Raw genomic sequence first — 13,684 nt, 5'->3', positions numbered from 1 at the left:
TGAAAAACATTTAAAAGAGGTAGAAATCATGTCTAATGTTCAATCCCTTGAAAGAGCACTTACCATATTAAACAAGCTTTCTGAATATCCCGACGGCATCCAGATTACCCGGCTAGCGGAGCAGGTTGGACTGACAAAAGGTACCCTTCATCGATTGTTATCTACATTATCGAATATGAATTATGTTGTTAAAGATGAAGAGACCGACAAATATAAACTTGGCTTACAAGTCCTCTTTCTTTCAAGAAACCTTTTAAACAACTCAAATATTGTCACGATTGCTAAACCATTTTTAGAAAAATTATCACAAGAAGTGAATGAAACCGTTCATTTATGCATAGAAGACCGCGGCGAAGTAATTTATATTGATAAAATTGAAAGCAATCAAACCATTCGAATGTATTCGCGCATTGGCAGCAGAGCTCCTATGTACTGTACCGCTGTCGGAAAAATATTACTTTCTGATATGAATCAGGACAAATTTGAAGAACTCGTTTCAAACATTACCTTCATTCCTAAGACACCAACAACAATCACATCAAAAGAAGAATTGATTAAAGAAATCGAAACGGTGAAGGCCAAAGGTTATGCATTAGATAATGCCGAGAATGAAGAAGTATTAAGATGTATTGCCTCGCCTATTTACGACCATAAAGGCAAGATAATTGCCAGTTTTAGTATTTCAGGTCCTAATAATCGAGTAACGATGGATTTAATTAACGATACATTAATAGACAAAATGAAACAGTATAGTATCGCCATTTCAAGAAACCTTGGGTATACAGGTTCTTAAACAAGATAATTTAAAGGTAAAGAAAATCCGATTTTTCTGGTTTTCTTTACCTTTTTTCATCTCTTCTATTAAAGCTTCTCCAAGGATTCTTCAATAAAGGCTTCTAAGTTATCTCGATTCGGTAATCCATCGTTATCCCCAGGGGACATTACCGCAAGCGCACCGATAGCTGCTCCGCGTTTTACCGCTTCCTTCAAAGGCAAACATTCTAATATCCCGCTGACCACTCCAACGGCAAATCCGTCACCAGCACCTACCGTATCAACGACTTTCTTTACCGGAAAACCCTCGGTGTAGAATTGCTCACCTTGTGAACTGGTGAACGCCCCTGCGGCCCCGAGCTTAATCACGACAGTTTTTACACCGGCGGCGTGATAATAAGCTGCTATCTCATGAACGTCTTCTTTTCCCGTTAACAGTTTCCCTTCCTCAATGCCTGGAAGAACAATGTCTGAACGGCAGGCCAAGTCGTTAATGACCCGAACCATTTCTTGTTTGTCTGCCCAAAGGCCCGGACGCAAGTTAGGATCATACGAAATTTGCACACCGCGCTCACGAGCCACCTTCAAGAGCTCATAAACCATCTCTCTACACCCTGCTGATAATGCGGGGGGAATACCCGTTAAATGAATATGGTCAAATCCATCCCAATTCAAATGAGCGATTGTTTCCAAGTTCATATGCGAAGCTGCTGAATTCTTTCGCGCTGAAAACACTTCTGGGTCACCGCTCACTACCTTTTCCTTCCACTGCATTCCAGTTAAATAGTCTGCGTGATACGTCACATATGTGGTATCAATCGCATTCTGCTTCAGAAATGTTTCAATATTTTTGCCAAACGGGTCCAGCCCTAATTGGGTAATATAGGTGACTTCATGCCCCAAGCGTGACATCCCAATAGAAAAGTTAACCTCTGCACCTGCCACAAAACGATCAAATCGATCAACAGTTTCTAGGGAACCCTCTTGGTCTGCTACAAATAGTGCCATCGGTTCTCCAACAGTCATAATTCTACTCATACGATCCTCCCCTTAATTGAAAGAGAGACATACATTATGTCTCCCTTGATTTACTTATCAAGCCGTGGCTTTATTTCCGCCCGGCATAACTGGTTCATTTTTTTTCTTTTTCATGTATTGCGACCAATAGGCCGTTAAAATTGGAACTAATATCGACGTTACGATAACAGACGCTGCACACAACGCCGTTGCCGATTGTGCAACTGGCAGAAATTCAGGTTTCATCGTAGCAATGATCATTGGATTGGCTACTGCAGCACCTGCTGTACTTGATGCCGCAAGTCCTGCCGTACCGTTTCCGCCACCGATAAACTTATCAGCAAGCATTAATGGAATGCCTGTGATAACGATTACAAGAAGACCCAATAAAATTCCTGCCAGACCTGTCTTCGCAATTACCGTCAAATCAATCGAGTTACCTAGAGCAAAACCAAAGAATGGAATCATGGTATGTGTCGCTTTACTGAAAAATTCACGGAAATCTTTATCCAAGTTACCAAGAATAAACCCTACTAAGAAAGGTAAGACAGCTCCTACAAATGCTTGAGGTTGGAATGCGGCCAACCCAGTTGAACCCAGAATTAACATGGTCACTAGTGGACCTGATTCAAGTGACATTAGGACAAACGCTCCGGCTTCCTCTTTACTGCCGTACTGCTGCATAATGGAAGCATATAAGCCTCCGTTTGTCATATCCATGCACGCGATTAAAGCGAGAACAGAGAATCCTGCAAAAAAGCCAGTTTGAATCCCGCCATCTGGGATAAACATAGCAGCAACGATGGCAACGATCCATGCAACCGCTATCTTTGTTAACACAAGTGTTCCTGATTTCCGTAAAACCGTACCTGTTGCCTTAATATTGATTCCTGCACCCATGCAGAAAAACCAAACAGCTAGAATTGGTACAGTACCGGTCATTAACCCATTCGTAAATGAACCAAAATACTCACCTGACTTTGGTGCAAGCGTATGAATAATTGCACCTAAAAATAACGGAACCAGCATAAGACCACCAGGAATTTTTTCAATCGTCTTCATAATTTTCATAATGGCATACCATACCTTTCGGTTTATAATGGGTAATTTTTTTAGTAAAAAAGTGTCGAGACATGCTGTGTTATGTTCCTGAAACAAATCATGACAATCAAAGGCGGCTGGATTTAAACGATATTGACTTTGAACCGCCTCTGTCTTTAAATCACTAATTCCTTTTCCCGGCTTAACGGGCTAACCAACCACCGTCAACTGCTAGAATATGTCCATTCATATAATCGGAGGCTTTACTAGATAAGAAGACAACTACACCCATAAGATCTGACGGGTCAGCCCATCTTCCAGCTGGAATACGAGAGAGTATTTCTGCATTCCGACCCTCATCTGCACGAATTGGCGCTGTATTGGCCGTAGCGATATATCCTGGGGCAATCGCATTGATTTGGATATTGTAATGTCCTAATTCGTTGGCGAATGCCTTTGTAAGACCCGCAACCCCGTGCTTACTTGCTGTGTATGGAGGAATAAATTTACCACCTTGGAAAGACAGCATCGAACCAATGTTGATAATTTTTCCGCTTTCTTGCTTAGCCATCACTCTAGCAACCTCTTGACTTAGAAAATAGACTGCGTTCAGGTTAATATCCATAACCGCATCCCAATCCTCTTGTTTGTAATCTAGTAATGGCGTACGACGGATGGTACCTGCATTATTTACGAGAATATCTATTTTCCCATAGACGTTCAGACACTCATCTACGATATTTTTAATATTTTCTCTTACCGTTAAGTCTGCTTGATGAAAATGAACTGTGCGTCCAGTCTCTTCGGTTATAGCTCTAGTTTCATCCCAGTCTGTATTGTGGGAAACAACAAATAAATCTGCTCCCGCTTTCGCCAATGCAATCGCATAGCCTTGACCAAGTCCGGTATTTCCCCCCGTCACAATTGCAACCTTACCTGTTAATGAAAAAAAGTCTAGTGAAAAATCTCTCAAACTCATTAGTTAGCACCTCTTCTTTTTTGTCTTCTCATTGGCAGTTACAAGTTATCTAAGTTGATCCATGGTTACTTGATCCATATCGTTATAGGTTTTATTTTCTCCGGCCATTGCCCAGATAAAAGTATAATTACTAGTTGCACTGCCGCAATGAATCGACCATGGCGGTGAAATAACCGCTTGTTCGTTCTTCATTACCAGATGACGTGTTTCGGTTGGTTCCCCCATCATATGGAACATTCTTGCATTTTCGTCCAAATCAATATATAGGTAGACTTCCATTCTGCGGTCATGTGTATGTGTTGGCATCGAATTCCATACGCTTCCCGTATTTAATTGCGTCAAGCCCATCACAACCTGGCAGCTTTGGATTCCCTCATTATGTATCATGCGGCGAATCACTCGATCGTTTGCATTTTCTAGTGACCCTAATCGGTCGCCTTCAATATCTTTAAAGGCTGCGTGTTGGACGGGATACTCTTTATGAGCTGGTGCAGAGAATAAATAATACTTCGCTGGGCTTACAGTGGATTCACTCGTGAACAGTAACTCTTTCTTTCCTAATCCAACATATAAGCAATCTTTGTTGTCCATTTGATATGGTTCGCCATCCACAGTGATCTTCCCGCTTCCACCGACATTGAAAATACCCACTTCTCTGCGCTCCAAGAAGTAATCAGCTTTGATTTGGTCATACCCCTCTAAAGAAATCGTCTCTCCCATCGGTGTGATGCCCCCAACGATGGCGCGGTCTTCCATCGTATATACAAGTTTGATTTCGCCTGGCACAAATAATTCTTCAATTAGATAGTGTTTGCGAAGTTCCTCGGTCGTAAATGTTTTTGCATGGTCTGGGTGTGTTGAGTACCTTGTTTCCACAATATCCACTTCCTTATATTTAATAGGTTTTCTCTTGAATATTTTTTGTTCCACATCGTGGTACGATGTTTCATAATTTAATTATAGCGTTTTCATTTGCAAATGGCTAGTAGTAATTTGTCAAAATTGTGAATTTTATATTTTGATGATTATTACCAGAATTTTTGGTAAAATCATGTAAAAGTATTTTTGGAGGATTTTTATTATGATTACCTACCCGCATTTAAAAAAGGGAGCTGCCATTGGAGTAACTGCACCGTCTTCAGGTGTGCCCGCACCACTACATGAAGTCATTAAACAAGCATGCAGCCGGATGGAGCAAAGAGGATTCAAGGTGGTTTGTGGAGAAACAACTTGGACTCAAGACAAAGCTAAATCTGCTCCAGCATTGATCCGTGCAGCTGAATTTAACTTAATGATGCAAAACAGTGATATTGACATTATCATTCCACCCTGGGGCGGAGAATTATTAATCGAAATTCTCGAACATATAGACTTTGAAAATATTAAAAACAAGTGGGTTCTGGGCTATTCCGATGTAAGTGCGCTTTTGCTTGCGATTACCTTGAAAACAGGTATCGCTACCGGTCATGGAACAAATCTCGTAGATTTAAGAGGAGAATTGATGGATGAAACGACCTCCATGTGGGAGTCTGTGTTAGCAACGAACACAAGCGACTCAATTGCTCAGTATTCCTCAGACCACTTTCAGAAAGAATGGCATCATGCGAATCCTACTCCCTGTGTCTTTCATTTAACCGAAAAGACTGTTTGGAAAGTTGTCGGGAACAAACCTGTTAAAATGGAAGGACGCTTGCTCGGCGGATGTATAGACATCATTCGGCATCTAATTGGGACCCCCTTCGGTGATGTAGATGCTTTTAGAAAAAAACATATACATGAAGAACCGGTTATTTGGTATTTAGAGAATTGTGAAATGAATACTGCTGATTTGTGGAGATCCTTGGTACAAATGAGGTTAGCTGGTTGGTTTAAAAACTGTTCAGGACTGATGTTTGGCCGTAGTGATGCCAATAAGCCTGTGGAAAACTATACGAAGGAAGATCTTTATCAAGACCTTGCTTATGAGCTTAAAATACCAATAATTTATGATATTGATTGCGGGCATCTCCCACCACAAATCACCTTTATTAATGGGGCATATGCTGAAGTGGAAGTCGCCGCAGGTAAAGGTGCCGTTTTACAATTTTTCCGGCCGTAATTACAACAGTTGTCAGCATGACATTCGGACAGCCTTTTCCGATTTTTCGCTTCTCCTGTCCGAGTAACTGAAATACCTACTTTCTAATCAAATCGAATAGTTCATATTTGTTGGAATCATTGACTTTATAATAATCAAGCAACCCTCCGCCGATTGTGAAATCAAACAAGGTAGAGCTTGCGAATCCCCACACTAAAAATAAAATGGTAATCGATGTAGGTAATCTTTTCGGAAATAGGAAAAATGCCAAATAGGCAACAGCCAGCATAATTAAGATATAGATCTCATTTTTCAGCAAAATGGGATGGGTTGAATCATTACAGCGGGCACGCAAAACACATCCTAAACTGAAATCATATAATCGCCTGGCCATACAGGGTACATTGAAAGGAACGGAACCTATGAAATATAAGATTATTGAAAGAGATCGTTTTAAAGTTGTTGGAATCAAACGCGAATTATCATGTGAGAATGGTGAGAACTTAACGGAGATCCCCAAAATGTGGGCTGATGTTCATACTGATGGAACGAACGATTTATTAATCAAGGTTAATAATGGGGAAATTAATGGCGTCCTTGGTGTATGTGCTGAAAAACGAGGCACTCAGGTGCAATTAATGGATTACTGGATTGCTACGGAACATACTGGTGAAACGCCTGAAGGTTTATTGAATCTTGAGATACCTGCTTCTAAATGGGCCGTATTTGAAGTTCACGGCGCAATGCCCGATGCTATACAAAAAGTGTGGCAACAAATATATAGCGAATGGTTCCCTTCCAGTCATTACAAGCATGCTGGCACACCTGATTTAGAAGTCTATTCCGCCGGAGATCCTTGGAGCCCTGATTACTACTCTGAAATCTGGATTCCTATAAAATAAAGAATATGTTTCTGATTAAACGTTTGGTTAGCTCTCCAAGCCAGGTATACCAAGGATTCCGGCGATTTGATCAGACGTTTGATTAGTCTTTAACCAAAAATTTACTAATGATTAATATTTAGTTCATATTTTATTAATAATATGGAGATATAGTATTTATTAGAGGGGATAGCACGCGTGGCTATCATGGTATTAGGCGTAGGCGGAGCCGATACCTTAGGAAGAGCTCCAGCTAAACAGTTGCTCCCTTAAATATGTAGTCTATTACTTCCTTATTTGTAAATACGAAAACTCAACGGGAGTGCACCTCTTCATAGAAGGAGGTGTGTTCTTTTTTATTGGCAAAGAAGAAGTTTATTCCATCAAACGTTTGATTAGTTAGTTCACCCCTACATAATGGATGACCACGTTTTAATCAAACGTTTGATTAGTTTTCAAAATGGCTCCGTTTGTTTGAATGAAACAAACATTCGTTGCCTGTTAACTCTTTTCCTGAACGTCAGTGGGTTTTTCCCACAGTTCAATCCATCTGCCTTCAGGATCAGAAATCCAAATAAATGTTCCAAATTCACTTTGCTCCGGCTCCTTCAAAAGAGGAACCCCGCATTGGTTAAGATGCTCAAGACACTCAGCCATATTGTCAATTTGAAAATTCAACATAACAGATTGCTCTTGAGGAAAATATTCGTTATCCTCTGTAAAAAATGAAAAGGCTGTTTTATTCTCTGCTCCAGGAGTAATGATTGTCATATTCCAATCATTGTCCATAGGGATACCTAGAACGTCGTTATACCATTTTTTTAAAGTTTCTATATTTTTTGATCTCCAAAAGATGCCGCCAAATCCTAATACTTTCATTTTTCCACCTCTTAAATTTAAATACTATACCTTTTAATTTACCCCTTTAATAATTCAAGATTCATTCAACTAATTCCTGTCACTAAATGATTTTTATAGTTTAAAACAAAAAAAGCTTGAGGATCATAATCCCCAAGCTCTCATTTTCACTATTTACCGATAAATTCCTGTGTCCAATAGTTCCCCTGTGCGACATATCCTACCCCAATATAATTGTAGTTCGGGCTGAGAATATTCTTACGGTGTCCTTCACTATTCATCCAAGCTTTGACTACTTCTTCAGGAGTTCGCTGGCCCATGGCAATATTTTCACCTGCATAACGATAGGTAATCCCATACTTCTTCATCATATCAAATGGTGAACCGTATGTTGGGCTTGTATGGCTAAAGTAACCATTTGCAGACATATCACGTGATTTTTCATGAGCCATTTTGCTAAGTGTTACATCTACTTTAAGGGCCGGCAAGCCATTTTTAGCTCGTTCTTGATTGGTTAAATCAACTACTTTTTGCTCATAAGCACTTAAGGTACTTGTAGTTTGTGTAGTAGCTGTCTCAGTTGCCGGTTGTTGCTGCACAGACTGTGGAGCAGTTTGAGCAGGCTCCTTTGTTTCGACCGTTTGATTCGGTTGAGTTTGAGTTGGCTGCTTTTCGGTATTTTGTGAAATAGTAAATCCTAAACTAGCAAGATATTTCTCCATGACACTAGTAAGCTCGTTCAAATTTGTCCCTTGGTATACATAGACTTTTTCCTGTACCGAAGGGCTATTAGTGGCAGCGTGGGCTTTATTTAAGACCGGATTTGACATCATTAATGCCGCTGCAGCTGCAACAGTAAGAATTGCTTTTTTCTTCATCATTGATTCTTCCTCCTATTTCGACAATTTGCCGTTTTTCCACAAATTCATCGTAACATATGATTTTTGTCATATTTGAGGAAGGATTTTACAACAGAATGTATGATCCATTCTAGTAGAAACTTTATCTCAAGCTAACTCCTTATTCTTTAAGTCTCTTTCTCTATCAAGGTAAAACAGTTCTTTTTACACTTTTTCCAAATTAAGGAATAACTTCTAATAATTATAGTGAGAATTAATATTGACACCTCTTGCAAAGAGCATCGTTCTTAACAAATATTTCAAAAAAGTATCGTGTTTTACATTTATTTATTAAGAATAACCGGAGTAAGTGCTTCACTACCTGTTAAAACACCCAGCATATTGTCCGCTGCCAAATGAGCCATCTTCATTCTAGTTTTTACACTTGCACTTCCAATGTGAGGCAGGGTTACCACATTCGGCAGCGTTAATAATGGATGATCCGTTGGTACGGGCTCTTGTTCAAACACATCCAGTCCGGCGCCCCAAATCTCTCCATTTTTCAATGAATGATATAATGCTTCTTCATCAACGATCCCCCCTCTTGCGGTATTGATCAGAATGGCTTCTTTTTTCATAAGCGACAATTCTTCTTTACCGATTAAGTGGTGGACTTCAGGACTGTATGGCAGCAGCAGGCACACAAAATCAGATTGCTGCAACAAGTCCTTCATTTCTCGGTAGTGAATCCCGAGCTTTTCCTCCGTTTCCCGTTTCCGTGTCCGATTATGATAAAGAATGTTCATATCAAAACCTTGAGCCCGCTTAACGAGAGCTTCGCCAATTCTGCCTAATCCAATAATTCCCAGGGTAGCTCCATAAATATCCTGTCCAGTCATTTGCATAAGGGACCAGGCGCCCCATTCCCCACTGCGTAAGTATTCAGATCCCTCAACGACTCTTCGTGCTGAAGCCATTAATAGGGCAAACGTTAAATCAGCGGTCGTTTCGGTTAAAACACCAGGCGTGTTGGTAACGACAATTCCCCTCTCCGTTGAGGCTTGAATATCGATATTATTATAGCCAACCGCAATGTTACTAATGACTTGTAACTGTTTCGCTTGATTTAGCACCTCTACGTCAATCTTTTCTGTTAATAGACAGATCAGCCCGTCTACTTCTTCTATTTCTTTTAATAACACCTCCCGAGGAACCGGAACATTTTCTTCATGCCACATCTTCACATGAAATTGACTTGAGAGTTTATCAATAATATCCCCGGGGAGTTTTCTCGTAATATAAATCGTTTTTTTCAAAAATACCTCCACCTTTCAGCATACACATGATTTAAGCTGTAAACATTTCTAAGAAATGTTCAATAACAAGCGAAGACATCCCTAGTGCGGGAGCATTTTTTCCTAAGGAAGAGAGCAATAGTTCCTGATTGTTGCTAAACATGTCATTACTCCTTGAGGAAATAGAGTTTCGAATCGAGTTCATAACCATAGGCAGGGCTTCAACAATGTCATTCCGGATAATAACTGCTTTCGGGTTAAATGTATTTATAATACTTGTTAATCCAATTCCAAGGTAGAAACCGAAGTTTTGTAATCCCATTAATATATCTGGATCATTTTGGTTAGCGCGATTAATTAGGTCCTGGCTGGAAGTGACGCGATTATTTTGTTGAAAAGGCTGCAGTAATGCTTTTTCGGAGGCGTATAATTCCCAGCACCCTTTGTTGCCGCAACTGCATTTGAGTCCGTTATAATCGATGGTTAGATGACCCATTTCACCAGCGAACCCATTAACCCCTCGATATATATCATGATTAATGACAATACCAATTCCGATTCCCGTCCCGATGCTCACATAGATTAAGTTCTCGTAATTTTTAGCTGCCCCAAAGACTTTTTCTCCATAGGCACCGGCATTCGCTTCATTTTCAATAAAAACAGGTACTTGAAATTCCTTTTCGATATCAGCTTTTAAGTCTAGTTGATAATTCCAATCAATGTTCGGTGTGAAAATAACCTTTTGCTCTGTACTGACTAGACCAGGTACGCATACCCCAATACCAATCAAACCATAAGGAGATTCTGGGATTTGATTGCTAAGTTCCTTAATCATTGAAAATAATAAATCTTTGTTGGAATCAAGAGAAGGTTCCTTTAGATGATGAAATTGATTTGCGACGATGTTTCCTTTTAAATCTGTTAGAATTCCATTGATAGATTCAACGCCGATATCAATTCCGATGGAATAACCGGCATTTTTATTAAAAACAAGCATCACAGGCTTTCTTCCGCCGCTGGATTGCCCTTGTCCAATTTCAAAAATCAGTTTCTTTTCTATTAATGTATTAACTTGGGAAGATACAGTCGATTTATTTAATCCTGTTATTTCTGATAATCTTGCCCTCGAGATGGGAGAATTAGAAACAATTTCATTCAGTAATACCTTCTGGTTCATTTTTTTTACTAAGATTTGATCCGCGATCATCAAAAGTTTACACCCCGTTTGTATAATGCTTGAATTAAGCCACCATTTTATTCTGGTCATTTATTACTATTATAAATCAATTGTAAGTTAAATTACATTTCTATTGTAAAAAACGCTTGAATTAATATATTTAATTAGTTTATCCAAACAACAAACCAATTATTAATAAAAGGACTGATTATCCAGCCCTCGTTTTTGTTTTATTATTAGAAATTGAAATTAGTCTTAAATATTCGAGAAGAATGGCAGGATGATTAAGCAAAGACAAAGAAAAAATATGGCCATTGCACCTATTTTTTCTTTGTCCTTCCACATGGAAACGCCGAATCCTATGGTATAAACAATAATTAAAAATAGACTCATGTAAATAAATATTTTCAACTATGCCCCCACCCTTGGAGGTTTTTTTGTTCTTTTACCATAATCAATAATTTCAACATCTACTTTCACATGAATGTCCGCTTTCTGATATGATTTTCCCCAATTGAATTTTTTATATTCTTGAATCGTCCCAAAGTATTTTCGGGCATACATGGATAATGGATAGGGTACACCTTTAAATTTTGTTTGTGTTTTTTTTAACAACTTTTCGTTCAGTGTTTCTATATGAGCAGCTATTTGTTTTTTTACGATTAGTTGATTTTTTTTCTCCGTATAGTTAACCATAGATGGGTTTGATATAATTTCTATCTTTAAAGGAATGGTTATAAAAATCTTTGGCCTTTGACCCTTTAAGTCCATCTTCACTTTATTATTTTCTGTTTTCATGATTCTTGCTGCAAACTGCAACTTGTCTTTTGAAAAAGGATCAGGTATATCAACCAATATATCTTGGATACTTGTTGAATCATCTAGAATATTAATATTGCGTGTTTCTTGACCGGTTAGCTTATTAATCATCACGCCATTCTTGAAGACAGCTGACCCAATAAACTGTGTAGCTCCCACTTCGCCTGTAGCATTCAATTGCCCTGCCATGTATTCATCTTCACTTCTTACCTCGGGATTCTTTTCCTTATTGGCTGTTGTGTACATCGCCAAATAGAAATCTGTCCCTCTTTCCAGCGTTTTAAAAAAACGAAAGAGGGTGGAATCTGGGATGAACCCATTATCAATTCCGTGATCAATCATGAATTGAAAGTATTTATGTGGTCTTGTTTCCATTTTCGGCCGATTACGTATAAAATACTCACTTGCCTTTTCTTTAGATATGGCTAAATAGCAATCCAAGCGAATGTCTTTATCCTTTAAGATGTCGTAAAACTTCTTAATAAAATCTTTGTCATGTGCATATTCCTCGGAGACAACAATAATCTTTAATAGTTCATAACTAATATCCCGGGAGATTACGGAATTGCCTGTAGCCTTCGCCGCAATGAAATCATTGGCATCAAACGTGACAATTTCCCGCGGCTTTTCGGTTGACCCGCCACCGCCTTGAATACTGCCTACTTCCGCATTGGCTAATAACATGGTGACTTTGATTTTCCCTTCAACTTTGGAGCGATCTAATCCTAGTCCGATCACATAGGCTTTGTCTTCAATTTCTTGACGATCCCAACAACCTGTTAATAAACAAACAATGAGGAAAAACAACAATATTCTACATACTGCCTCTGTTTTTTTCATGTTTAAATTCTCCCTTTAGCAGTGCAGCCAGCCATAAAGTGATCGAAACAACCAAAAATGTAGGACCAATAGCACTTCTTAAAATCGGTTTCAGTTGGAGACTTATGTCATAAGGTGATTCCGGAATGGATCCAATCAATAAATAAATTGCTGCCAGTGCTGGAATGAGGAATTCAAAATTTTTAATTTTAAATAGTTGACCGAACATAAGTGCATTTATGTACAAAAATGCGGAAAAACGAATAAATGCCGCCATTAACCAAGTAACGAAAAATACAATCTCGATATTCGGAAAAAAAGTCCCAATTGAAATAAAACGAATCGCTGTGTGGAATGGATAACCAACTCCTCTTAAAGAGACATCAAACATACAAATGAAAATGATAATACCCACACTTAATTGGATGCTGACGTAAACTAAGGCAATCCACGTGCCTTTTCGAAAATCTTTGTATGAGGTGATAGACGGTATAATCAAGGCAAACAGAAAAAACTCAGAAAAAAGGGATAGATTTAGGGTGCTTTGCTTCAATATTTCAAGTTTTCCAGGACCCCAAATGGGGAATAGAGATTGAATACTGCTATCTTGAGTACTTATTACGAACGAAAGGAACAAGAAAACGACTGCATAGTAAACAACCAGATAGGCAACTGATCCGATATGCTGAATTCCCTTTTTCGCACCATATACACAAACGCCCATTAAGATGGCATAGATGATGACCATCGGTGTCCTATTAAAATAAAACGTCCTTATGATCGTTGTATACGTTCTTGAATCGAACGAAATGGAAAATACATTGATAATAAATATTAGAAAACAGACAAAAAACCCCAGATATTTTCCGAGTAACTTTTGAATAACAGAAAATAGATTTTTGTTTTGATACAACGACATGGTCTTTAGTAATAAAAAGAGCGGGATAAAGGAGATTGCGGCTGTTATGATCGGGATCATCCATGCTGCGTTTTGGACCTTTTGAAACAGCGCAGTCGGTGTGTCTTCAGTTACTTTGGCACCAACCATTAAAATGGCGATGGACAGATATTCACGGATCCCTATTTTTCCAGGTTGCTGCTTCATAGG

14 protein-coding genes are annotated in these 13,684 nt (G+C 39.0%); 3 read left to right on the top strand and 11 right to left on the bottom strand.

What is annotated here, in order from left to right; translation table 11 throughout:
• The first annotated feature begins 28 nt into the window (after positions 1-28).
• Positions 29-793, top strand: a complete 765-nt coding sequence (locus tag M3610_RS17365) for an IclR family transcriptional regulator (RefSeq protein ID WP_251460985.1) — start codon at positions 29-31, stop codon at positions 791-793.
• Between the two features lie 68 nt (positions 794-861).
• Here the strand turns inward: M3610_RS17365 and M3610_RS17360 are convergent, their stop codons facing one another.
• From M3610_RS17360 to kduI, 4 genes are all read right to left on the bottom strand, one after another.
• The gene (locus tag M3610_RS17360) at positions 862-1,812 is read right to left on the bottom strand and encodes a sugar kinase (RefSeq protein ID WP_251460983.1); all 951 of its coding nucleotides are present in this window, start codon (positions 1,810-1,812) and stop codon (positions 862-864) included.
• A 57-nt stretch (positions 1,813-1,869) separates the two neighbouring features.
• Positions 1,870-2,862 carry a 2-keto-3-deoxygluconate transporter gene (kdgT, locus tag M3610_RS17355; RefSeq protein ID WP_098575887.1) on the bottom strand — a complete coding sequence of 331 codons (993 nt, stop codon included), beginning with the start codon at positions 2,860-2,862 and terminating at the stop codon, positions 1,870-1,872.
• Between the two features lie 172 nt (positions 2,863-3,034).
• A complete protein-coding gene (gene kduD, locus M3610_RS17350; protein ID WP_251460981.1) occupies positions 3,035-3,811 on the bottom strand; it encodes a 2-dehydro-3-deoxy-D-gluconate 5-dehydrogenase KduD in 777 nt (258 codons plus the stop codon).
• 45 nt (positions 3,812-3,856) lie between these two features.
• A complete protein-coding gene (kduI, locus tag M3610_RS17345) occupies positions 3,857-4,687 on the bottom strand; it encodes a 5-dehydro-4-deoxy-D-glucuronate isomerase (protein WP_251460979.1) in 831 nt (276 codons plus the stop codon).
• Positions 4,688-4,892: 205 nt separating this feature from the next.
• Here kduI and M3610_RS17340 point away from each other — a divergent pair, with 205 nt between their 5' ends.
• Positions 4,893-5,909: a S66 family peptidase gene (locus M3610_RS17340; RefSeq protein WP_251460977.1), complete on the top strand. Its 1,017-nt coding sequence runs from the start codon at positions 4,893-4,895 to the stop codon at positions 5,907-5,909.
• A 76-nt stretch (positions 5,910-5,985) separates the two neighbouring features.
• Here M3610_RS17340 and M3610_RS17335 read toward each other — a convergent pair whose 3' ends face one another.
• Entirely contained in the window at positions 5,986-6,282 is a 297-nt protein-coding gene (locus M3610_RS17335; RefSeq protein WP_251460975.1) for a hypothetical protein, read from the bottom strand.
• Between the two features lie 28 nt (positions 6,283-6,310).
• Between M3610_RS17335 and M3610_RS17330 the strand changes: the two genes are divergently transcribed.
• A complete protein-coding gene (locus tag M3610_RS17330) occupies positions 6,311-6,790 on the top strand; it encodes a GyrI-like domain-containing protein (RefSeq protein ID WP_251460973.1) in 480 nt (159 codons plus the stop codon).
• Between the two features lie 480 nt (positions 6,791-7,270).
• Here the strand turns inward: M3610_RS17330 and M3610_RS17325 are convergent, their stop codons facing one another.
• The 6 genes from M3610_RS17325 to M3610_RS17300 all read right to left on the bottom strand — a co-directional run bounded on the left by M3610_RS17325 (position 7,271) and on the right by M3610_RS17300 (position 13,681).
• Positions 7,271-7,648 carry a VOC family protein gene (locus M3610_RS17325; protein ID WP_251460971.1) on the bottom strand — a complete coding sequence of 126 codons (378 nt, stop codon included), beginning with the start codon at positions 7,646-7,648 and terminating at the stop codon, positions 7,271-7,273.
• 149 nt (positions 7,649-7,797) lie between these two features.
• The gene (locus M3610_RS17320; RefSeq protein WP_251461025.1) at positions 7,798-8,505 is read right to left on the bottom strand and encodes a CAP domain-containing protein; all 708 of its coding nucleotides are present in this window, start codon (positions 8,503-8,505) and stop codon (positions 7,798-7,800) included.
• 305 nt (positions 8,506-8,810) lie between these two features.
• A complete protein-coding gene (locus tag M3610_RS17315; protein ID WP_251460969.1) occupies positions 8,811-9,782 on the bottom strand; it encodes a 2-hydroxyacid dehydrogenase in 972 nt (323 codons plus the stop codon).
• A 31-nt stretch (positions 9,783-9,813) separates the two neighbouring features.
• Positions 9,814-10,971 carry an ROK family transcriptional regulator gene (locus M3610_RS17310; protein WP_251460967.1) on the bottom strand — a complete coding sequence of 386 codons (1,158 nt, stop codon included), beginning with the start codon at positions 10,969-10,971 and terminating at the stop codon, positions 9,814-9,816.
• 378 nt (positions 10,972-11,349) lie between these two features.
• Positions 11,350-12,597: a Ger(x)C family spore germination protein gene (locus M3610_RS17305; RefSeq protein WP_251460966.1), complete on the bottom strand. Its 1,248-nt coding sequence runs from the start codon at positions 12,595-12,597 to the stop codon at positions 11,350-11,352.
• Positions 12,572-13,681, bottom strand: coding sequence for a GerAB/ArcD/ProY family transporter (locus M3610_RS17300; protein WP_251460964.1), 1,110 nt, complete (start codon positions 13,679-13,681; stop codon positions 12,572-12,574). The genes M3610_RS17305 and M3610_RS17300 overlap by 26 nt, the downstream gene beginning before the upstream one ends.
• Between the last annotated feature and the right edge of the window lie 3 nt (positions 13,682-13,684).

Source organism: Neobacillus sp. MER 74, assembly GCF_023714155.1.
The sequence above is the reverse complement of the archived record's forward strand: the minus strand, read 5'-3'. Positions and strand labels throughout refer to the sequence as shown.